This window comes from Chitinophaga polysaccharea, from assembly GCF_902150045.1.
Lineage (GTDB): Bacteria > Bacteroidota > Bacteroidia > Chitinophagales > Chitinophagaceae > Chitinophaga > Chitinophaga polysaccharea_A.
The window spans coordinates 29,380-51,140 of record NZ_CABFVU010000007.1 but is presented as its reverse complement, the minus strand read 5'-3'; the positions used below and the strand labels follow the sequence as shown (position 1 = coordinate 51,140).

The following is a 21,761-nucleotide window of genomic DNA, read 5'->3' as shown; positions in this document are numbered from 1 at the left end:
CTTTTAAAAGGTACTCCGGTTATTTGCTAAATTGGGCGAATAGGCATTAATCAGGGCCAAATCGTTCAGGAACAGGTTCGAAAAGTGTCCAATCATCCGGACTAATGGCATTTTAAAGCATGTGATTTCATATGAAACTACATGCTTTCTTTCTTCTTTTTGCAGATGTGATGGTAGAAGAAAGCGAATAAGACGGTAAGCCTGAAGTATTCCATCTCTAATTTTGCATTATTTATTATGGTCAGAGAAGATGAATATATTGTAATGCGAGCAATAGCTATTTGCTTTAAACCATATCTTAAGGTTGAGGAAGCATTGATATACTGTAACCTTGGTAGAACACAGTTTGCCAAAAAATGCGCAGAATATGCAATATTTAAAAATAGCAGCGGTTATTTTAATAGAAAGGATCTGGACTCAATGATGTCTGGGGAGCGGACTCCCGGAAGTATGAATAAGTGAGTATAGCTTATTTACCCGGATAATCTTCTTACTTGACAGGATCTTCGGCGAATAGATGAGTTCAATGCTGAAGATACTTTAGGACTACCATCATTGTTATCGAATTTTCATACCTTTATAGCGATAGGTTGGAGTGAGAATAGGAGGGCATCAGGTGTTGATAATTATTTGACAATCAATTGCTATAAGATATTGATTTCCAGGGCTTAGGAGTTCATGTTCTGGGCGCCTGATTATCAGTTAGTTATAAAGGTTCACGAAAGTGGACCTTTTTTATTTGCAAACAATTTGCAAACAAACTGGGGATCAAGGATCAATCCCTATTATCGGATCAATCCCTATTATTGTACTTCAATAATTAACCCCAAAAATATATGAAATCTATCTGCTTTAATATTTTCAAACCTTACATGCCAACAGTTTTGTGGTTATAAATTTAAACCAAATGAGAAAGAAGAGAATTTTTAATTACCGGAGCAGGTAGTGGATTGGGTAAGGGCACTGCTTTACGGTTGGCAAGAAATGGACATGACGTGATTGCCTGTGTGGAATTATCGTCCCAGGTCACAGCTTTGAGAGAGGAAGCAAAAAGGAATGACGTTACGCTGGCAGTAGAACAAATTAATATTTTAGATCCAGCAGACCGTGCGTTCGCGTGGACAATTGAGGATGTAGACGTATTGTACAATAATGCGGGGATTGCTGAAGCCGGGGCAATATCTGAAATTCCTTTATCCTTCGTACGTAAAGTTTTTGAAACGAATGTATTTGTAAATCTCGAGTTTACGCAAGGCTTTATTAAAAATATGGTTAAACGGAAAAAAAGAAAAATCATCTTTGTTTCTTCTGTCGCCGGATTTATTGGAGTTCCTTTAACCGGAGCTTATGCAGCTTCGAAACACGCGCTGGAAGCGATTGCAGCAGTGATGTCTGACGAGTTGGCCCGTTTTGGGGTTCAGGTAGCCACCATCAATCCAGGTCCTTTCGATACAGGATTTAATGGCAGGATGATGGAAACTATCAAAAAATGGTACGATCCGAAAGTGAATTTTATTGATCAAACCAAAGCTGTATTTCCATTTGAGCAATTTGATCCACAGGAAATGATTGATAAGATGGTGGAAGTAGCCGAGAAAGACGAAGGGGTATATCGCAATATCTGCCCCAAAGAATTCATTGATTTAGTGAAAGAAATGCAGATGGAGGCCTGGATTAAGACCGAAAATCAACCGTTGTTATAATTTATCAGCGAAATACATATGGTAGATATTGCGGCGAATTTCAGCGTAGAAAACTCGTTCCGGGTTTTATAAATCGCCGTTCGCAAGGCGGAATCCATCCAGGTGCCGGTAACCGTCTGTATAACGGACGCCTCCGGGCTGTCCCTGGCTTTTTTAAGAATGAAGGACGCCCAACCTTTCAGTATTGAATTAGCGCCTAAGGAAGCATATACAGCCGTCATGTTTAAATTGGCTACGAAAGATATAGAGGGAATTGCACAACCGGGAACTTATTTCTCCCAAATGGGAGCAGTGCTGGGAGGAAAGATCGTGACCTTGCGAGGTGGCATTCCCTTACGCTGTAATAACCATTTGATCGGTGCTGTTGGGGTGAGTGGCGGCGGCACGGCAGAGCAGGATCATGAAATCGCTCAGGCAACGGGGGATGCTTTCTTAGATGGCTTACATTAAAACCCGCAGCTGGCATTCCCAATATACCACCCTTGTATACTAATATTTCGGCCCCGTTTAATTTATTAAATAAGTTTAATGGACGGCATGTTGCTTAAGGTTAGCTTCGTTTTGTAGATATGCTATGGAGAGTGGGTCGTCGGTGGCTGTATGACGCGAAGGGTAGAAGCAGCATCACGACAGGGTTTGTAACGACATGTTAGCCATTTTTTTATTAATCCGATAAATGTTACGCAATGGAAAGAATGAATCAATTTGTACCCTTGTCTGAAAAGGAACTATTCAGCACAAACGGAGGTGGGTTGTTCGATAGTTTACTCGATAGTTTAGCTGGTGGTCACAGCTATAGTTCGGTAAACTATACAGGGCTTACTTCCTTTATGGGGCAGTCTTACCTCACCACCAACAGAGGTTTCGCCGATTACCTCTCTAATCTCGGTCAGGGAACCAACTTCTTCCTGGCTAACCTGAGGTATCCTACTTCCTGAGCACCGCTTTTAACCCTTTACATTTTATCCAAAAAAAAAATCTATGGAAAACTTTGCGCAATTAGAACAATTTACAGAATTGAGCTTTGATCAAGCTACAGACATTAACGGTGGATTTTTAGGCCTGGACGAACTGGGGCAAGGTTTAGGCGCAGGTCTGGCGCTTCTGGGCGGTGGCCTGGGTAATGGCCTTAGCAACCTGGGAACCGGCCTGGGCGCAGGTCTGGCTGCATTGGGCAGCGGACTGAATCTTACCGGTGGCGGCCTGGGCATTGGTCTTTCCAACATCGGTATTGGCATCAAAAATCTGCTGAGTAGTCTTTTGCCTTGGTAGTAATGATCGTCCAAAGAGGTTGCTCCGACAATGGAGCAACCTCTTTATTCAAAATTTAAAATTTGTCAGCAACAAAAAAGCGTAACTGACCATTTCGTTTAATTACCATTAATAACATCCCGGCGCAAGGAAAGGTAATGGTGATGTTGATACCGCCTATTTTTATTCCATCCAGCACCAGGGATTTATTCAGTAGTTCCAACAGTACGCGTTGGATACATTATTACTGTCAAAGGGGCTTTGCCGAAGGTAGAGATGAAAAACAGGATCCCTGGATTAACTGTTCATTTTGTTCACTTTGATATTGTCTATTCAGCTTGTCCATTTTAAATAACCGGTTACTCCTGCGTACTAATTGAGTATATTGGATGATACCATAGATTCCATTCATGAAGTCCAACTTTTTTCCTGTTGCTATCATGCAGCAATCGGTATTTAACTGGCTACCCAGGGTGCGCGTGCATACCCAGATCATTTACATTTCCGTATTGCTATCTATCCTATGTATATTGGCCGCTTTGCCATTCATCAAAGTAGATGTTTCTATTGCTACCGGTGGTATAGTGCGGCCTGTTACCGAAAAAACGGAATTGCGGAGTATGGTGGCGGGTACTATAGCGCAGATATTGGTGAGCGATGGCGCCAGCGTACAAAAGGGGCAGGTGCTTATCCGCTTGCAGGAAGATATCAGCAACAGCAAGCTGACACAGAATAATTTCGAATTGTCGCAGCGGGAAATCCAGATCAAGGATCTTCAAACACTGGTAGCCGGCGGTAGTAGCCTGCACTCGTCGCTGTACCAGCAACAATACGCCCGGTTCCGGGCCTCCCTGCGGGAACAGGCCGCTACCATGGAAAAACTGAAGCTGGACCTCGAGATGTATGATAAGCTCTTCAAAGAAAAAGTAATCGCTAAAAAGGAGTATCTCGACCGGAAATATGAATATGAAAAAAGTAAAGCTGCCTATGAATCCGCCATACAGCAACAACGCTCTACATGGGCTACTGACCTGAACCAGCTGCGTCTGGACGACAATCGCCTGCGCGCCGATAACCAGCAGCTCACCAAAGAGAAAGAATGGAACATTATTACTGCGCCCGTAAGTGGCACTTTGCAGCAATTTACAGGGAAGTATGCCGGAGGCTACGTTCAAACTGGCGACTTGCTTGGCGTCATTTCTCCGGATTCCAATATGATTGCGGAATGCTATGTTTCCCCACGGGATATCGGCTACCTCAAAAAAGGGATGCCGGCCAGGTTCCAGGTAGACGCCTTCAATTATAACGAATGGGGGATGGTAAAAGGCAAAATACTGTCTATAGATAACGATTTTGTACTTATCAATAACCAGCCGGCATTCAAGGTACGATGCCAGTTTGACGGTACAACGTTGCGTACAACCAGCGGGGTAACTGCCTCCTTGAAAAAAGGAATGACGCTGCAGGCCAGGTTCATCCTCACGCGGCGTAGCCTGTTTCAGTTGTTATACGATAAAACCGACGACTGGATCAATCCAAACAACCGGAAAGGTTCTGCGACTGTGGCTATAACTGCGACAAAAAACTGATCTTTTATCACTGGTACATGAGCGTTCATCATTCTGCCCGGCTTAAGCGCGGGGCTAAGATCAAACAACACGATATTACGGACTGCGGTGCTGCCTGCCTGGCTTCGGTGGCGGCCTGGCATAAACTGCGGATCCCACTGGCGGTGATCCGGCAATATGCCGGTACCGATAAAAAAGGAACCAATGTAATGGGGCTCATCACCGCCGCCCAGCAGCTCGGATTCCAGGCTAAAGGCGTGAAAGGCCCGTTTGAAGCGTTAGCTGGCATTCCCAAGCCTGCTATAGCTCATGTGGTGGTGAACGGGCGGCTGCAACATTTTGTGGTCATCTGCCAGGTAACGGCCAAACAGGTAGTGGTGATGGACCCCGTTGATGGACAGTACCACCGGCTTACCCACGAGGCATTCAAAGCGATATGGACTAACGTGCTGGTACTGCTGCTGCCCGGAGATGAATTCCAGGCGGGCAACAGGAAAGTGTCGCACCTGCAGCGTTTCTGGTACCTGATGCGCCCACACCGTGCTGTCGTTATCCAGGCAATCTTCGGAGCAATGATCTACACTGTTCTTGGCTTGTCTACCTCCATCTATGTACAGAAAATTGTAGATAATGTGTTGGTAGACGGGAACAGGAACCTGCTGAATATGCTCAGCGTAACGATGCTGGTTATCCTCGTCCTGCAATTGTTCATCGGCAACCTGAAAAGTATCTTTATCTTCAAAACCGGCCAGCAGCTGGATGCCAGGCTGATACTCGGCTATTATAAACATCTTTTACTGTTGCCGCAGCAGTTTTTCGATACCATGCGGGTAGGGGAGATCACTTCGCGCATCAACGATGCCATCAAGATCCGCGCTTTTATCAACGATGTGTCTATATCGCTGGTGGTAAACAGCTTCATTGTAGTATTCTCCTTTGGCCTGATGTTCAGTTATAACTGGAAGCTGTCGCTGATCATGCTGCTCATTATCCCACTGTTTCTTATTATTTATGCAGTGAGTAACAGGATTAACAAAAAGTACCAGCGGCAGCTGATGGAAGAAAACGCGGAACTCGGCAGCCAACTGGTAGAATCGCTGAACAGCGTAGCCACCATCAAGCGTTTTGCACTGGAAGAATATGCCAATATGAAAACGGAAAACCGCTTCCTACAAGTGTTGCAAACCACTTTTCATTCTTCTATGGCAAACCTGTATATCGGTAGTTTTGCAGGCATTATCACTAATTTTTTTGTGATCATTATCCTGTGGACAGGTGCCGGCTATGTGCTGGATCAGCAGTTGAGCGCGGGTGCGTTATTGTCGTTCTATGCGTTGATTAACTACTTTACCGGGCCTGCCTCCAATCTGATTGGCGCCAATAAAAGCGTACAAGACGCGCTCATTGCAGCCGACCGCCTTTTTGAAATCATGGACCTGCAACAGGAAGACAGCACTAATAAAATGGACCTCGCGCCACAGCACAGTGGAGATATTACTTTCAATAATGTTGCTTTCAGCTATGGTACCCGGAAGGAAGTGTTCCGGCAGTTCAGCATGCACATCAGGAAAGGAAGTATTACAGCCATAGTAGGAGAGAGCGGTTCCGGCAAATCCACGCTGATGGCCCTGCTGCAAAATATCTATCCATTGAAGGAAGGGAATATCGCTATCGGGCAAACGGATATCCGGTATATACACCCGGCAAGCCTGCGGCACTGGATAGGCGTAGTGCCACAACACATCGATCTTTTTCACGGAAGCGTAGCCTCCAATATCGCCGTAGGCGAATTTGAGCCGGATATGCAGCGTGTGCTCGAAGTAGCCAGGTGGTTGGATATCACCGGCTTCATCGAACAGCTGCCTCATGGTTTCAATACGCTGCTGGGAGAGCATGGCGCCAATCTTTCCGGGGGACAGCGCCAGCGGCTGGCCATTGCCCGGGCGCTTTACCGCGATCCGCAGGTACTGATCATGGATGAAGCCACGTCATCACTCGATCCCATTTCGGATCATTTGGTACAGGAAGTAATGCAACAGCTGCGTGAAGCGGGGAAGACAGTGATTGTAATTGCCCATCGATTGAGTACGGTAGTGAATGCGGATAAGATTATTGTGTTGGAAAACGGGCAGTTGGCAGAAGAAGGAACACATTTTCAACTGATGGAGAAGGATAGCGTGTATGCAAAGTTATGGAGCCATCACCAGGGGATGATGGGGTAGCGGAATTCTTCCTCCGTATTGAGTTTGCTATTGTTTTATTAATAAACATTAAAACCAATTTTATGAAAACACCAGAGGGGTATCAATTCGTTGAACTTTCCCAAAGCGAATTGAATGATATCAATGGAGGTCAAACGCACCTTCCTGGGACAATCCTTTCAGACACCATCAATGGTATACATTCTCAGGCAACCTTTGGTGATAAAGTTCTCGGTTTTAGAGACCTCTCCCTGCCGGAGCAGGAATTCCTTCTTTTTAAGTGTACGGGATGTTAACAGGGAAAAGAGCAGGTTAATTTCTTCTTTTTCAAGATGAATATAGCGTTCAATGTTTTTCAGAATGAGTTCATCTTCCATTTTCGGATGCCGGCTGTTACTATGCTGGAGGCTGGAAGATAAGCATTTTCCCGGAAAATGCGGTAAAGGAGCATTGGCAACGATAGCAGTGGAAGTTAAGCCGCTTAGATCGCAGGATAGCTGGCGCCGTATCTATATTCATTTTTCTTTTCTTCAATTTTTTCCCTGAATATGTTGCAATGTTCGAACGGCGTACCTGTTCGCTGCTAAAGGAAACTAAACGGATACCTGAGAAAATCAAACATACCAGAGCTGAAAAAATAAAGAACTTCATTTAACAATTATCGTTTCACGATAATTATTTATAAATTCGCATGGTCATTGTGTTTAATTATTTAGTTGATGAACCATACGAAAATTATATCCAGAACTTTATTTATTGTGTGTTGTATCCTGGCAGCAGGGTATTTTGCAACAACTTTATATTCGGCATTTTGCCTGCTTACAAACAGCGGCATCACGTCTTATGAGGTTAATAACTATCTGCATATTAACTATCCTTTTACAAGAACCCCGTTTATTAATATTGAGAACAACACAGCATACAAAATTTTCTCCTTTTTGCTGCCGCTGCTGCTTTATGGATTTTTCTTCTGGCTGTCGGCAAAAGTGTTCAGGATATTCTTTCAGCCCAGGTATTTCACTTCGGAAAATATAGCCAGGCTCAGATATTTTTATATCGCCAATCTGTTTATACCATTGCCGGTAACTATAGTTTCCGCTTTTTTTGTGGAAGTGATCGCTGCAATGTGGTTACTGGTTTTTGTCCATTTTATGCTTGGAATGTTCAGTTTATTGCTTGCGAATATTTTTAGACAAGGGTTGAATTTACAGAGAGACCAAGACCTTTTTATTTAGTATGCCGATCATAATCAATTTAGATGTAATGCTTGCCCGTCGAAAGATGCAGAGCAAAGAGCTGGCGGAAAAGTTGGGAATAACAACTGTCAATCTTTCTATTTTAAAAACGGGAAAGGCCAAGGGCGTTCGCTTTGATACACTGGAAGCGATATGCAGGATACTCGACTGTCAGCCAGGTGATATTTTAGAGTACAAGAAAGAATAACCCAGATATATTACATTCAGCGTTGCCTTTGCAGCTCCTGTCCTTCCGGTACCGCAAACTGACAGAGTTGAGCTGATATCAGGAAGAATAGAAGCCCCGCCAATGTGCAATATGTTTTAAAGTTATTATCTTCATAAATATATGCACAGCAACTACCGTATATCTCCATTGGGCGACCGGGCCATTATCATTGAATGGGAACAGCAGATCGGCGGGGAGATTCATCGCCAGGTAATGCAGGCATTCCACGGGTTGCACAGCCTGCGGAAGCCCTATATCCTGGATCTCATCCCCGCATATGCCTCCTTAACAGTTATATACGATGCAGTACTTTTGTACCGGGAACAGCATGGTTATACCGGCAAAACTATCAGTGACCTGGTCACCGCAACACTGGAAAATACATCTGCCACTACTGCCGGGCCATCACGCCTGTTGGAGGTACCGGTATGTTATCATCCTTCTCTTGCTCCGGACCTGACTGTCATGGCTGAACGAAAAAGTATCTCTCCCGAACAGATCATCGAATTGCATACAACCCAAACCTATACGGTGTATATGCTGGGCTTTCTGCCGGGCTTTCCCTACATGGGCAAGGTGCACGGGCAGCTGGTAACGCCCCGGTTAAAACATCCCCGTGTAAGAGTACCGGCAGGAAGCGTAGGTATTGCCGGTGCACAAACAGGGATCTACCCCCAGGAATCTCCGGGAGGCTGGAATATTATTGGTCGTACCCCCCTGCAGTTATTCGATGCTGCTTCGGAGGACCCGTGTTATTGCGGACCTGGCGACCAGGTGAAGTTTATACCGGTATCGCTGGCCGATTTCCGGGAGATGACGCATGCTATTTGACACTTTTAACAGCAGGAAACATTGATACAGGTAGTACAACAAGGATTGATGGATACCATCCAGGATGCAGGACGGTACGGTTACCAGCACCTGGGTATTAATCCCGGTGGAGCCATGGACCGTATAGCGCTTGCAGTAGCCAACAGCCTGGTAGGGAACGATATTTATGAAGCGGCTATTGAATTACATTTTCCCGCATCGGCTTTCCTCTTTGAAACAGACGCCATGATTGCCTTATCCGGCGCTGATTTCGGAGCTGTCATCAATGGCAGGCCGCTGGATATTAACAGACCGGTACTGGTGAGCAGGCAAACCGTATTGCGTTTTGGCAAACCTGTTTCCGGCGCCCGCTGCTACCTGGCTGTAAGGGGCGGGCTTGCGCTGCAGCCCTGGCTGGGAAGTTACAGTACCCACCTGAAGGCGGTCGCCGGCGGTTTGGAGGGCCGCTCGCTGAAAAAAAATGACCGGTTGTATTTTAAGTCGGGAAATATTCCTCTTTCATGGCTGCGGGGCAAAGAAGCGGTAGCATTGCCGTGGACCGCCGATGTAAACCACCTGTACCCCACAAAAAGCCTCATACATACGCTACCCGGCAGTCAATGGGACCTGTTACAGGAGGAAGCCCGCCGGCAATTTACTAGCGCAGCATTTACATTAACGGAGCAAAGCGACCGCATGGGGTTCCGCCTGAACGGCCCGCCGCTGGACATACAGCCACGGGAGGAACAACTATCTGCCGGTATCACAAGGGGAACTATACAGCTGTTGCCCGACGGACAACTTATTATACTTATGGCAGACCATCAAACAACCGGCGGATACGCAAGGCTGGCACATGTGATTACCGCAGATATGCCTGCTCTTGCACAACATATGCCGCACCAGGAGCTGCACTTCAGTATGAGCGACGGGAAAATTGCACAGGCAATGCTATGGAAACAGGAGCAGGACTTGCTCTTTCTTCAAAATGCCTGTAAATTACGATTGGAAGAATGGCAGCAACAGCAGCCTGCTTAACAACTATCATTATGCATTGTATAGATCTTAACTGCGATATGGGAGAGGGGCTGGACAATGATGCCGCTATTATGCCTTTTATCAGCAGCGCAAATATTGCCTGTGGTTACCATGCGGGCAGTCATGATACCATGCTGCATACGGCTACACTGGCGCTCGAAAACAACGTGGCCATTGGCGCTCATCCGGGGTTTGCCGATAAGGAGAATTTTGGCAGAACAGAGCAGCAGCTTTCTGATCAGGCATTATACGAGCTTATTACTACACAACTCTATGCCATGCAGCTGGTCTGTAAATCCCTGGGCGCCATTATGAGGCATGTAAAGCCCCACGGTGCGCTGTATAACATGGCCGCCAGATCGCCGGTCATGGCGCGGGTGATCGTGAAAGCGGTGAAAGATACAGACCCGCAGCTTTGTTTTTTCGGGCTTAGCAGCAGCTGGCTGATTACAGCCGCAAAGGAAGCCGGACTAAAAACCGCTAGTGAAGTATTTGCCGACAGAACCTACCAGGACGACGGATCTCTTACGCCCCGTTCACATCCCGGCGCGCTTATTGAAAAAGAGGAGCTGGCTATCGCGCAGGTGCTGCAGATGGTCACCGGGCAAAAGGTGACTACCGTTAACGGGCATACGATCCCGATAACAGCTGAAACGATCTGTATACATGGCGACGGGGCGCATGCCGCAGCATTTGCACGCACCATCAATGCAGCATTACGTGATCACCAATTAACCATACAAAGGCCTTGAACAAACAAAAATCTTCCGTACTGCTGGGCGCCGCCTTTCTCATGGCCACTTCTGCCATAGGGCCCGGTTTCCTCACACAAACAACGGTATTTACGCAGCAGCTGGCGGCGTCTTTTGGGTTTGTAATATTGATATCTGTATTGCTTGACATCGGCGCCCAGCTGAATATCTGGCGCGTGCTCACTGTTTCCGGGTACCGTGCGCAGGATCTGGCAAATGCACTGCTGCCTGGCCTGGGTTATGTGCTGGCCGCTTTGGTGCTGATGGGCGGACTGGCCTTTAATATTGCCAATATAGGCGGCTGCGGGCTGGGCCTGCAGGTACTCACCGGTATGGACACCATTTACGGGGCATTGCTGAGCTGTGGTATTTCTTTATTTATTTTCTGGATGAAGGAAGCCGGCAATGTGCTGGATCAGTTTACACGCTGGCTGGGTATCCTCATGGTGTTGCTCACGTTGTATGTTGCGGTGAGCTCCCATCCGCCGGTAATGCAGGCGGTACGGCAAAGCCTATGGCCTGCGGTGATTGATACAAAGGCCATTGTTACCCTGGTAGGCGGAACAGTGGGAGGGTACATCAGTTTTGCCGGCGCACACCGGTTGCTGGATGCCGGTATCAGTGGCACCACGCAGATACCCTTTGTTAACCGCAGCGCAGTAAGCGGTATTATTATCACCGCTGTTATGCGCGTTCTGCTGTTCCTGGCGGCCCTGGGAATTATTATGCAGGGTGCGGTGCTGGATGGTGGGAATCCGCCTGCCTCCGTATTCCGGATAGCAGCAGGAGAGATAGGCTACCGTTTCTTTGGTATCGTGATGTGGAGCGCGGCCATTACTTCGGTGGTAGGCGCGGCTTATACATCGGTTTCTTTCCTGAAAACCTTTCATCCTTTTATTGCAGCCAATGAGCGTTGGCTGATCAGCTTTTTTATACTTTTCTCCACTATCGTTTTTATATTGGCAGGTAACCCTGTACAACTGTTGTTGATGGCAGGCGCACTGAATGGCCTCATATTGCCTGTTGCCCTGGCAGTTGTACTGGTGGCGGCCAATAGCGCCCGGCTGTTGAAGCATTACAGGCACCCGGTATGGATGCAGCTGGCAGGATGGCTGGTGGTGCTTATCATGGGATACCTCGGCGGAATTACCATTGTGAATTGGTTAAAGTGATCAATTGTCTGATCTGCGCCTCTCTTTGTCCGTTTCACCCCAAATGGCCTGGCCGCTTCCCTTTTTCCGCAGCAATTTTGTGTCATCATTAACACTAAATCTATCAGTCATGACACAGAAAACAGTGACAATAATTTATTGGATAGGCGCTGTACTCACTTCTATCTGGTTTGGAGCAAGCGGGTTCTTTGAGATCACCGGGAACCCGGTGGTATGGGGCATTACACAGCAACTGGGATACCCTGCGCATTTCATCTATTTACTTGGCGTTTTCAAATTATCGGGTGTTGCCGTGCTTTTAATGCCCGGTAAGTTGCTCCGCTTAAAAGAATGGGTGTTTGCAGGTATATTTTTCGACATCATTTTTGCCTTTGGCTCAAAGCTCGCCGTACTGGGTTTGCCGGCAACGCTGGATGCAGTAATTGCATTTGTGATGGTAAGCGTAACATACCTGATGTTCCGGAAAATGTATCCCGGTCTGAATATGGAATTTTCACAGCGGTAGGACTATGCCGGGGGAGCGGTTCCCCGGCCACTCATACCCCTTCTTTCGATGGCCCCCTCCAAATGTTGTACCCGGTAGAAATTTCTCGTTAAAGTATTAACTTTACGTATGCAAAACAGAGAATTGGGGGATGATAAATCACTATTATTAAAAATAGCAGGTGGTGATCAGCAAGCATTTCGCCTAATTTTTGATGCGTATAGCAACCGGGTATTTACCTACGCGTTCAGGTACCTGAAATCAAAAGAGCTTTCTGAAGAAATAGTACAGGAGGTGTTTCTGAAGATCTGGATAAAAAAGGAAGGCTTATCCGAAATAAACAATTTCGGGGGATTTATCAGGACGGTGACCAATAACCTTACCTTTGATGCGCTGAGAAAACGGGCGCTGGATTATAAGACCGCCAACAATACCCACCATAAATGGTCGGACCTCGACAATGCCACCGAGGAAGACATAATGCTCAAAGACTCCCGGGCTTATATGGCCATGGCAATAGATCAATTGCCCAAACAACAGAAACTTGTTTACCAGATGTGCTACATCGAAGGATTAAAGCAAAAAGATGTGGCCAAACAGCTCAACATTTCCCCATTAACCGTAAAGGTACATTTAAGAGAAGCCGTAAAAACCTTAAAAGCACATCTCAAAAACGGCAACTCACTTTCATTGATATCCCTGGTGTTCCTCGGGATCTATAAATAATTTTTTTTCTCCCGCTACTCCTTTTTCAATTTCCGTTCGTCAGATATTATAAAGCGCCCTGAACAACCGTTCATATAAGAATTTTATGAAAAACGAACGAATCGGATATTTAATTAAGAAATATACCGGCAACGATATTACAGCTGCTGAAGAGGCGGAGCTCATGCAATTCCTGCTGGATGAGAAAAGCGATCTGAATGAGATAAAAGCGCTGATGAACGAAACCTGGGACGACGATTCAGCGTTAATGACACTGGATGATAAGGCCGCTAACCGGATCTTTGAACAGGTGGTAAGTCCGCAAAAAAGACCCCGTCTGCTAACGCTCCGGCCATGGATGGGATGGGCGGCGGCATCTGTGCTGCTCTGTGTTGGTACCCTGCTATTTTATTCAAAATTCCCTGGCCGTCGCCACAACCCGGATCAATTGCCGGTGGTTAGTGCCATTGCCAGGTCTGAACATAAAAAAATCATCCTGCCCGACGGAAGCACCGTTATATTGAACAACAACAGCACGCTGGAATACCCGGAAAAATTTACCGGCGCTACCAGGACGGTGAAACTGCATGGAGAAGGTTATTTTGAGATCCTGCATAACCCTGCCACCCCGTTTATCGTACAATCCGGGAAACTAAAAACAACCGTATTGGGAACCGCATTTAATATAAAATCATTGAACGGGGGCAAGGAGATTATTGTAACAGTTACCACGGGGAAAGTGAGCATAGCGGACGAACATAAGGTATTGGGAATCCTTGCTTCCAATGAACAAATGGTTTTTCATACCGATGATAAAAAGCCAGACCTGGTAAAAGTGCAGGCAGAAGAAATTGTACAGTGGCAGAAAAATGACCTGTTCTTTGAGAACATTACAATGGAACAGGCAGCAGCTATACTTTCCCGGAAGTTCAATGTTAAGATTACCTTTTTAAACGACCAGGGGAAAAACTGCCGCTTCACGGCTACCTTCCTGAAAGGTGAAAGTCTTGAGGAGATTTTGAAGGTCATTACTTCTTTTAACGATGCAGAATATAAGATCTTGCCAGGAGAAATTATGATCTCCGGGAAAAATTGTAATAATTAAGAATCAATAACCAGCCAACCAGTAATCAACCAATCAATCAGCCGGTAAACCGGCAATTAATCATTATTAACCAAAAGGATGAAGAGAGAATTATATCACATGCGTATCTGACAGAAACTCCCTGTCGCTAAACAGGGAGCTGTAATTGGTTTTGCTTCAACGCTAATTGGAGCAAATCGTTAAACAATTTGGAGAATCATTTAAACATTTAAAATTATGAAATTTTCTGCAAAACCAGCAGAGGGAGGAAAAGTCTGTCCAGGCCTTCCCACTTTTAGTAACTCACGAAATGTAATTCGTCAGATTATGCGTTTAAGCTTGATTACAGCTATTATCACTTTTGCCACTGTTCAGCTGATATCGGCTACGCCTGGCAACGGGCAAAGCACTGCGAGGGTAGAAGTGATGGTAGAACTTCAAAATGAATCCGTTTTTTCAGCCATTAAAAAAATAGAAGAACAAACTGATTTCCGGTTTGTATACCGCTATAAAGATCTCTCCGGCCTTAAAGCTTTCAGTCTCCCTCCCGGAAAACGCTCCGTTAAAGAAATCTTAGACCTGCTTTTTGACCCGAAGGATTTTAAGATAACAGAACTAAACAATAAAATTTTAATTTCTCCCGCAGAGAAAAAATCTTCCCTTGCTGCACAGGATATCCGGATATCCGGAATGGTGGTGGATGAAAGCGGAGATCCTATTCCCGGGGTCACTGTAAGAGTAAAAAATAACAACAGCGCCAGTACTGCTACCGATCAGAATGGTCATTTTTCCATCGTGGTGTCCGGGACTGGCAGCAGGGTGCTTCTCTTCAGCTATATTGGCTATAAAACCCGGGAAATTGACATGGAAAATCAAACGTCTGTCAAAGTAGTGCTTTCGCCACTTGCGGGAAGCCTGAATGAAGTGGTGGTGATCGGTTACGGTACCTCTACCCGTAAAGACCTTACAGGTTCCATCTCCAGGGTAGATTCAAAAACCATACAGGAGCAACCCGTTGGCAATGTGATCAATGCCTTGCAGGGAAGAATGGCCGGTGTGGAGGTATCCCAATCCAACGGCTTGCCAGGCTCGGGAACTTCAATCAAAATACGCGGGCAATATTCCATCAATAGTGGTGTGGAACCACTGTATGTGATAGATGGTGTTCCGTTCAATTTCAGTCTGAATGTTTATCAAACGGCCTCCAACGGCACGGTGAACCCGCTGAATAGCTTAAACCCCGCAGATATTGAAAGCATCGATGTACTGAAAGATGGGGATGCCACTGCCATTTATGGCGCCAGGGGAGGAAACGGTGTGATCTTAATCACCACTAAAAAAGGGAAAGCCGGTAAAACCAGGCTGGATCTCAATGTGAACTCCGGCTTCGGCAAAGTAGGCAATAAGATTAAAATGCTGAATGGTGAGCAGTATTTAGCATTGCGTAAAGAAGCCTTTGCCAATGATAACGTTACTCCTACTACCGCCAATGCGCCTGATCTGACCACCTGGAGCCAGACAAAGTTCAGAAACTGGCAGGATGACCTGTTGGGCGGTACCTCCCGTTACAGCGATGCACAGGGAACCCTGAGCGGTGGCAATGAGGATACACACTTTGCTTTCAGTACCGGCTACCACCGGGAAGGAACTGTTTTTCCCGGGAGCTTTACAGAAGACAGGATCTCAGCAAGGCTTAACCTGGATCACACATCAAAAGATAAGAGGTTTTATGCGTTAATATCTGCCGCTTATTCTTATGATAAGAACAATTTGCCAACAAGGGATCTGAGCAGCTATTATAATCTTCCTCCTAATTATGATCCATATACCGCTACCGGTGCATTCAATTTTTCACCCCTTATACAATATAATCCATATGCCCTGCTGGCTCAGAAATACAATGCGGCAACAGCTAACCTGATCGGCAATATGAGCCTGAGATACCGGATATTGCCCGGATTAAACTTAAAAGCAAGCCTGGGCTATACCTCTTTGAATTTTGATCAGAACAGCCAGCTCCCCGCTTCAACAATTAACCCGGCGTATAATGCGGCGATCAGCAGCGCGGTGTTCGGAGCCACCTCCGCAAGATCTTATATTGCGGAACCCCAGCTGGAATACATAAAAGATCTTGGGAAAGGTAAACTGACTGCTTTACTGGGAACCACTTTCCAGTCCAATACCAGCATCACCAATACCACAACCGGCACCAATTACAGCAACGACGCCTTGTTAGGCAGTATGGCTGCGGCAGGAACACTCTCCGCCAGAACCTCCTACGATAATTATAAATTCAGCTCCGTTTTTGGAAGGGTCACCTACAACTGGCTGGGCAAATATATCCTGAACGCAACCATGAGAAGAGACGGATCCTCCCGTTTCGGATCGAACAACCAGTTTGGCAATTTCGGCGCCATCGGTGCAGCATGGGTATTTTCAGAAGAACAGTTTGTAAAGGAACATCTATCCTTTCTAAGCTTTGGTAAATTACGCGGAAGTTATGGTATCACGGGAAATGACCAGATAGCCAATTACCAGAACCTTTCCACATATGCTGCCAGCGGATCTACCAACGGTTACCAGGGAATCACGGTGCAAAACCCGTCAAGACTGGCTAACCCTGACATTAAATGGGAAAGTAATAAAAAGCTGGAGCTGGCGCTGGAACTGGGCATCCTGAAAGACAGGATACAGTTTTCTGCCGCTGTTTACCGGAATACGGTCGGCAACCAGCTGCTGTATATCTCAACACCCGGACAGGTAGGCTTTTCCAGCTATCTGGGCAACTTCCCCGCCACCATACAGGCACAGGGACTGGAATTTGAAATGAATACGAAGAATATCGAAAGAAATGATTTCAGGTGGTCAACTTCATTCAATTTTACTGTCAACCGATCCAGGATTTCCAAATTTGATAACCTTGCCAGTTTGAGCTTCTATGCCAACCAGTTTATGGTAGGCTACCCTGTGCCATTCAGCAGGCAATATATCTTTAACGGGATAGACCCTGCTACCGGAATGATCACCTACCAAACGGCTAATCCCAATGGTATTCCATCTTACCTGGTAGATCAGCGGCCAACACCTGTAGGCACTCCCTACTATGGAGGACTGAATAATACTTTTACGTACAAACGGTTTGAGCTTGGTTTCTTCTTCCAGTTCAAACATCAGAATGGTTATATCAACAGCGTAACCGGATCACTCGGTTCCTTAAACAACCAGAACACCACTACGCTGGACCATTGGAAGCAAAAGGGCGACAATACGCAATTTGGAGCCCCTACGGCTAATTTCAGCAACCCGGCTTACAATGCTTATAGTTTTTATTATAACAGTTCCACCGCTTTCTTTGGCGATGCTTCCTGGCTGAAGCTGAAAAATGTGAACCTGGCTTATAATTTCCCGAAGCGCTGGATCACTGCTGCCAGGCTCTCCAATCTGAGAGTATACGGACAGGCACAAAATCTCTTTTCAGTATCGAAATTCAAAAACGCCTTCGATCCGGAGATGGGAGCGGGGCAGGGAGGCGGACCGGGAATGCCGGCGCTGCGCACCATCGTTTTTGGTCTGAATGCTTCTTTTTAATACTAAAATCAACATCAACATGAAATTATTCTCCATACATACCATCTGCCGGGTTTTAATACCAGGTATGCTGCTCACCACTGTTTCCTGTAAAAAATTTATCCAGGTAGATGTTCCCATTGACCAGGTCAGTTCCGATAAAGCCTTCCTCAATGATGCCACCGCACTTAGTTCTGTGCTGGGCCTGTATGCCAATAATAACCTGCTTACCACCAACGGAAGCACAGAATACTCTTTACTGGGCGCTGTTACCTCCTTCGGAGGGGCTGCCGCAGATGATATTTACCTGAGCTCCGCCACTTACCTGGATGAGTTCAAAACCAATACCATCACTGTTAGCAGCGGGTATGTAAATAATACCTGGAACTACGCATACGCGGTTATTTTCGCTGCCAATTCAGCTATTGAAGGATTGAATGCTTCTACAGGCGTATCTGCCGGCCTGAAACAGCAACTGCTGGGAGAATGCTACTTTATGCGCGCCTTCATTTATTTTTATCTCACTAATTTATATGGAGATGTGCCCATGGTAACCAGCACTGTTAACAGTGTGAATTTAACATTGCCCCGGGCGCCACAGGCCGACATCTACCAGATGATCATCAGTGACCTGAAAATTGCCCAGGGCAACCTCGCTGATGCCTATCCGTCTGCACAACGTGCAAGGGTCAACAAAGCTGCAGCAGCGGCCCTCCTTTCCCGTGTATACCTGTACACTAAGGATTACGCAAATGCCGAAGCACAGGCGACCGCTGTGATCAGCAATGGCAGCTACAAACTGGAAAGCCTCGACAGTACTTTCCTCAATACCAGCAACGAAGTGATATGGCAACGTTTTACCTTTTACGGGTACACTGTTTTCGGGCTTAACTTCGTTCCTTCCGGTACCAGCCCCAACTACGTGCTTTACCCTTCGCTGGCAGCAAGCTTCGAGCCGGGCGATGCGCGTATGGATAAATGGGCTAAACCCCTCCCGGTAGGTGGTGTTAGCTACTACTATCCCTACAAGTATAAACTGCGCAATGCCACTGCCGGCAACGAGTATAATGTGCTGCTTCGCCTGGCGGAGCAATACCTGATCCGTGCAGAAGCCAGGGCACAGCTGGGTAAAATAACCGGAGCCGGCAGTGCTGCTGAAGACCTTGATATGGTAAGAAAGCGCGCAGGATTGCAGGGCACCACTGCCACGGGCCAAAGCGCCATGCTGCTCGCCATAGAAAATGAACGGGCGCATGAACTGTTTGCTGAGTTAGGACATCGCTGGTTCGACTTAAAAAGAACAAACAGGGCTACAGCTGTTCTTGGTCCGCAAAAACCAACCTGGAAGCCTACTGCTGTTCTGTTCCCGGTACCGGCGAATCAGATTTTATATAATAAAAACCTCACTCAGAATGAAGGTTACAAATAGCCTGATAAAATAAATTATACCAACCATGCTGATAAAATTAACCAGACAAATACGTTTGCTGACAGCCATCATTTGCTGTGCTGCCGGAGCGCAGGCACAACAACCCGGAGTGAAAGTTAAAATGCTTGGAGAGCCAGCCCCTTCCCTTTATATCTCTGACTGGATAAAAGGGAGCCCGGTAACAGCATTCGAAAAGGGCAGAGTATATGTTGTTGAATTCTGGGCTACCTGGTGCAAGCCCTGTATTGCCGGGATGCCTCACCTGTCTGAACTGGCAGAGAAGTATAAAAAGGATGTGACGGTATTGGGCATAAGCATACACGAACGCAAAGAAACCACACTCCCTGTTATAGAAAAATTTGTTGCAGGAATGGGAGACAAGATGAGCTACAATGTAGCTACAGAAAAAAATAACCTGATGGCGGAAAACTGGATGAAAGCCTATGGTGAGCGGGGAATCCCTTATTCATTTGTGATAGACCAGCAGGGCAGGGTTGCCTGGGCAGGCCCGCCTAAAAATCTGGATAATGTGCTGCCACAGATAGTTTCAGGAACCTGGGATATTAAGGATGCTGCTGAAAAAAGAAAAGAATGGCAACGGCTTTCTAAAATTGACAACGATATCATACCCATGATGAATACCTATATGGGCAACCCGGGGAATCCTACCGGCGCTTTAAAGAAGATCGATTCAATCCTCAGCAGGGATCCGGGGCTTAAATATTATCCCAAAGTAGGGCACTTTACTTTTTACGCCCTGACTAAAACAGATCCCGAGAAAGCGGTTGAATTTGGGAAGGAATGGCTTAAGCACAACGACTATCCCCCGTTTTCCACTATTACAGACGCAGTATCAGGGAAAAATAATCTGCCCGCATCGCTTTATCTATTGGCGGCCGACAGCTACCAGGCGCAACTCAACCTTTATCCCTGGAGCATGGATTTTCCGGATACCTACAAAAAAATGGCGGACTTATATGTAAAAGCAGGTGACAAAGACAAGGCAGCTGAGATGCTCAGAAAAGCCGATTCCACAGCTGCTAAAAAAACAGATCATTAATTTAATTCCTGGAAAATGAAGTATCTGAAAATATGCGGCGTGCTGCTCCTGCTGGTTACAACGGCGGCTTTTTCACAAAACCGCGGTCCCGTTGATCCTAAGCTCACGGAATTGCTGAACCAGAAAGATTCCATCCGGTTGAAGGAAAAGTTGGAGGCGCTTTCCAAAAGCGATGTGGAAGATGATCTGAAATTATTGGTTTCCTATTACAATATGAAACAGGATCAGGATAACAGGGATGCCATTACACAGCTCTCTATCCGGAAGTTTCCTAATGGGTTCGCTGCTTTTGATAAGGCATTGGGGGACATCTATAATGAAACCAATCCTGTTGAGAATGAGAAGAAATACCAGCTGTTTGTATCCAGGTTTGGATCAAATCCTACTCTTAGGGGACATTTCTTTTTCGATGCAGCTAAATATTATGTGGCGGTTTCTTTTAGAGATAATCCCGGAAAGCTCATGCAATACCTGGATATGATCCAGGATACCGTTTATAAAACCAGGGCATTTTCCTATGCTGCCAGGGAAACCTATGGTAGAAAAGAGTACGTGCTGGCAGAAAGCCTGATAAGAAAATCCATTGGCGATGAAACGCGGAGATCTGCTGAAAGATCGGCCGACTATTATACCTATGCCAGGCAATATGCAGCCATCCTGTATGCCAATAAAAAATATGCAGAGGGACTGAAATATGCCCGGCAGGTGTACGCCCGGAACGATAAAAAAGATGTTGCATTTAGCGATACGTATTTAAACTTACTGGTAGCCAACAAACAGTTTGCCGAAGCATATCCTTTAATGGTACAAAGCATTAAAGAGGGAAGGGCTTCGCAAGAAGTAAAGACACAGTTTAAGAATGCCTATATCGCTGTAAAGGGTACCGGTCAGGGGTTTGACGAATATGAGCAGTCGCTTTATAATGAACTGAAAGAAAAGATCAGAGCAGACCTGGCCCAAAAAATGATTAAGGAACCTTCCTTTGATTTTTCTGTAAAGGATGTAAATGGGAAAACGGTGTCGCTCTCAGATTACAGGGGAAAAACAGTGATCCTTGATTTCTGGGCTACCTGGTGCGGCCCCTGTAAAGGTTCTTTCCCTCATATGCAGGCTGCGGTGAATAAGTTTAAAGATGATACCAGTGTGGTATTTCTTTTCATTCATACCTGGGAAACTGATGCCGATCCTGTGAAAAGTGCCGCGGACTATCTCCGGAGCAATAAATACACTTTTAACCTGTTAATGGATTTAAAAGACCCGGTGACCAAAACCAATAAAGCCGCTGTGGGATATAAGCTGAAAGGCATTCCGGCAAAGTTTATCATTGATAAGAACGGGATGATCCGTTTTCGTTCTCTCGGTGGATCGTCGGCCGGTAATGACGCCTTTGTGGAAGAGATGAGCCTGATGATCGACCTGGCAAAGCATGGATAACAAAGCGGGAATATATCAAAATAAATGGAGGCCGGCCGC

General features: G+C 46.1%; 20 protein-coding genes. 19 read left to right on the top strand and 1 reads right to left on the bottom strand.

Annotated elements, in window-relative coordinates; all coding sequences use genetic code 11:
- Positions 1 to 929 precede the first annotated feature (929 nt).
- The 6 genes from FN124_RS30730 to FN124_RS30705 all read left to right on the top strand — a co-directional run bounded on the left by FN124_RS30730 (position 930) and on the right by FN124_RS30705 (position 6,744).
- Positions 930 to 1,703 (top strand): SDR family oxidoreductase, encoded by a 774-nt coding sequence (locus tag FN124_RS30730; protein WP_142688639.1) that lies wholly within the window; start codon positions 930 to 932, stop codon positions 1,701 to 1,703.
- A gap of 72 nt (positions 1,704 to 1,775) precedes the next feature.
- Positions 1,776 to 2,153 carry a GlcG/HbpS family heme-binding protein gene (locus FN124_RS30725; protein ID WP_142688638.1) on the top strand — a complete coding sequence of 126 codons (378 nt, stop codon included), beginning with the start codon at positions 1,776 to 1,778 and terminating at the stop codon, positions 2,151 to 2,153.
- 236 nt (positions 2,154 to 2,389) lie between these two features.
- Positions 2,390 to 2,641: a hypothetical protein gene (locus FN124_RS30720; protein WP_142688637.1), complete on the top strand. Its 252-nt coding sequence runs from the start codon at positions 2,390 to 2,392 to the stop codon at positions 2,639 to 2,641.
- 79 nt (positions 2,642 to 2,720) lie between these two features.
- The gene (locus FN124_RS30715; protein WP_142688636.1) at positions 2,721 to 2,975 is read left to right on the top strand and encodes a hypothetical protein; all 255 of its coding nucleotides are present in this window, start codon (positions 2,721 to 2,723) and stop codon (positions 2,973 to 2,975) included.
- Between the two features lie 389 nt (positions 2,976 to 3,364).
- Positions 3,365 to 4,543 carry an HlyD family secretion protein gene (locus tag FN124_RS30710; RefSeq protein WP_142688635.1) on the top strand — a complete coding sequence of 393 codons (1,179 nt, stop codon included), beginning with the start codon at positions 3,365 to 3,367 and terminating at the stop codon, positions 4,541 to 4,543.
- 17 nt (positions 4,544 to 4,560) lie between these two features.
- The gene (locus tag FN124_RS30705; protein ID WP_142688634.1) at positions 4,561 to 6,744 is read left to right on the top strand and encodes a peptidase domain-containing ABC transporter; all 2,184 of its coding nucleotides are present in this window, start codon (positions 4,561 to 4,563) and stop codon (positions 6,742 to 6,744) included.
- 158 nt (positions 6,745 to 6,902) lie between these two features.
- On the opposite strand, the gene FN124_RS30700 is transcribed toward FN124_RS30705, so the two are convergent.
- The gene (locus FN124_RS30700; protein ID WP_142688633.1) at positions 6,903 to 7,100 is read right to left on the bottom strand and encodes a cyclic nucleotide-binding domain-containing protein; all 198 of its coding nucleotides are present in this window, start codon (positions 7,098 to 7,100) and stop codon (positions 6,903 to 6,905) included.
- A 342-nt stretch (positions 7,101 to 7,442) separates the two neighbouring features.
- Here FN124_RS30700 and FN124_RS31875 point away from each other — a divergent pair, with 342 nt between their 5' ends.
- From FN124_RS31875 to FN124_RS30635, 13 genes are all read left to right on the top strand, one after another.
- Positions 7,443 to 7,958 (top strand): DUF2975 domain-containing protein, encoded by a 516-nt coding sequence (locus tag FN124_RS31875; RefSeq protein WP_142688632.1) that lies wholly within the window; start codon positions 7,443 to 7,445, stop codon positions 7,956 to 7,958.
- A gap of 1 nt (position 7,959) precedes the next feature.
- Positions 7,960 to 8,166 carry a helix-turn-helix domain-containing protein gene (locus FN124_RS30690; RefSeq protein ID WP_142688631.1) on the top strand — a complete coding sequence of 69 codons (207 nt, stop codon included), beginning with the start codon at positions 7,960 to 7,962 and terminating at the stop codon, positions 8,164 to 8,166.
- Between the two features lie 141 nt (positions 8,167 to 8,307).
- Positions 8,308 to 9,018 carry a 5-oxoprolinase subunit PxpB gene (gene pxpB, locus FN124_RS30685; RefSeq protein WP_142688630.1) on the top strand — a complete coding sequence of 237 codons (711 nt, stop codon included), beginning with the start codon at positions 8,308 to 8,310 and terminating at the stop codon, positions 9,016 to 9,018.
- 21 nt (positions 9,019 to 9,039) lie between these two features.
- Positions 9,040 to 10,035, top strand: a complete 996-nt coding sequence (locus tag FN124_RS30680) for a 5-oxoprolinase subunit C family protein (protein WP_142688629.1) — start codon at positions 9,040 to 9,042, stop codon at positions 10,033 to 10,035.
- Positions 10,011 to 10,787 carry a 5-oxoprolinase subunit PxpA gene (locus tag FN124_RS30675; protein ID WP_260607632.1) on the top strand — a complete coding sequence of 259 codons (777 nt, stop codon included), beginning with the start codon at positions 10,011 to 10,013 and terminating at the stop codon, positions 10,785 to 10,787. Before FN124_RS30680 ends, FN124_RS30675 begins: the two co-directional genes overlap by 25 nt.
- The gene (locus tag FN124_RS30670; protein ID WP_260607631.1) at positions 10,784 to 11,959 is read left to right on the top strand and encodes an NRAMP family divalent metal transporter; all 1,176 of its coding nucleotides are present in this window, start codon (positions 10,784 to 10,786) and stop codon (positions 11,957 to 11,959) included. The genes FN124_RS30675 and FN124_RS30670 overlap by 4 nt, the downstream gene beginning before the upstream one ends.
- Before the next feature lie 109 nt (positions 11,960 to 12,068).
- Complete coding sequence (locus tag FN124_RS30665) at positions 12,069 to 12,464, top strand: DoxX family protein (protein ID WP_142688628.1); 396 nt, start codon at positions 12,069 to 12,071, stop codon at positions 12,462 to 12,464.
- Positions 12,465 to 12,572: 108 nt separating this feature from the next.
- Positions 12,573 to 13,169, top strand: a complete 597-nt coding sequence (locus tag FN124_RS30660; RefSeq protein WP_142688627.1) for an RNA polymerase sigma factor — start codon at positions 12,573 to 12,575, stop codon at positions 13,167 to 13,169.
- 85 nt (positions 13,170 to 13,254) lie between these two features.
- Positions 13,255 to 14,253, top strand: a complete 999-nt coding sequence (locus tag FN124_RS30655; RefSeq protein ID WP_142688626.1) for a FecR family protein — start codon at positions 13,255 to 13,257, stop codon at positions 14,251 to 14,253.
- A 306-nt stretch (positions 14,254 to 14,559) separates the two neighbouring features.
- Complete coding sequence (locus tag FN124_RS30650) at positions 14,560 to 17,820, top strand: SusC/RagA family TonB-linked outer membrane protein (protein ID WP_185937470.1); 3,261 nt, start codon at positions 14,560 to 14,562, stop codon at positions 17,818 to 17,820.
- Positions 17,821 to 17,839: 19 nt separating this feature from the next.
- Entirely contained in the window at positions 17,840 to 19,228 is a 1,389-nt protein-coding gene (locus tag FN124_RS30645) for a RagB/SusD family nutrient uptake outer membrane protein (RefSeq protein WP_185937469.1), read from the top strand.
- A gap of 25 nt (positions 19,229 to 19,253) precedes the next feature.
- Positions 19,254 to 20,288, top strand: a complete 1,035-nt coding sequence (locus tag FN124_RS30640; RefSeq protein ID WP_142688623.1) for a TlpA disulfide reductase family protein — start codon at positions 19,254 to 19,256, stop codon at positions 20,286 to 20,288.
- Between the two features lie 15 nt (positions 20,289 to 20,303).
- Positions 20,304 to 21,722, top strand: a complete 1,419-nt coding sequence (locus FN124_RS30635; protein ID WP_142688622.1) for a TlpA family protein disulfide reductase — start codon at positions 20,304 to 20,306, stop codon at positions 21,720 to 21,722.
- Positions 21,723 to 21,761 lie beyond the last annotated feature (39 nt).

Coding starts and splice junctions, on each gene's coding strand:
- FN124_RS30665 (WP_142688628.1), top strand. CDS start 12,069: ATGACACAGAAAACAGTGACAATAATTTATTGGATAGGCGCTGTACTC.
- FN124_RS30645 (WP_185937469.1), top strand. CDS start 17,840: ATGAAATTATTCTCCATACATACCATCTGCCGGGTTTTAATACCAGGT.
- FN124_RS30710 (WP_142688635.1), top strand. CDS start 3,365: ATGAAGTCCAACTTTTTTCCTGTTGCTATCATGCAGCAATCGGTATTT.
- FN124_RS30700 (WP_142688633.1), bottom strand. CDS start 7,100: ATGGAAGATGAACTCATTCTGAAAAACATTGAACGCTATATTCATCTT.
- FN124_RS30650 (WP_185937470.1), top strand. CDS start 14,560: ATGCGTTTAAGCTTGATTACAGCTATTATCACTTTTGCCACTGTTCAG.
- FN124_RS30635 (WP_142688622.1), top strand. CDS start 20,304: ATGAAGTATCTGAAAATATGCGGCGTGCTGCTCCTGCTGGTTACAACG.
- FN124_RS30660 (WP_142688627.1), top strand. CDS start 12,573: ATGCAAAACAGAGAATTGGGGGATGATAAATCACTATTATTAAAAATA.
- FN124_RS30720 (WP_142688637.1), top strand. CDS start 2,390: ATGGAAAGAATGAATCAATTTGTACCCTTGTCTGAAAAGGAACTATTC.
- FN124_RS30705 (WP_142688634.1), top strand. CDS start 4,561: ATGAGCGTTCATCATTCTGCCCGGCTTAAGCGCGGGGCTAAGATCAAA.
- FN124_RS31875 (WP_142688632.1), top strand. CDS start 7,443: ATGAACCATACGAAAATTATATCCAGAACTTTATTTATTGTGTGTTGT.
- FN124_RS30655 (WP_142688626.1), top strand. CDS start 13,255: ATGAAAAACGAACGAATCGGATATTTAATTAAGAAATATACCGGCAAC.
- FN124_RS30675 (WP_260607632.1), top strand. CDS start 10,011: ATGGCAGCAACAGCAGCCTGCTTAACAACTATCATTATGCATTGTATA.
- FN124_RS30690 (WP_142688631.1), top strand. CDS start 7,960: ATGCCGATCATAATCAATTTAGATGTAATGCTTGCCCGTCGAAAGATG.
- pxpB (WP_142688630.1), top strand. CDS start 8,308: ATGCACAGCAACTACCGTATATCTCCATTGGGCGACCGGGCCATTATC.
- FN124_RS30640 (WP_142688623.1), top strand. CDS start 19,254: ATGCTGATAAAATTAACCAGACAAATACGTTTGCTGACAGCCATCATT.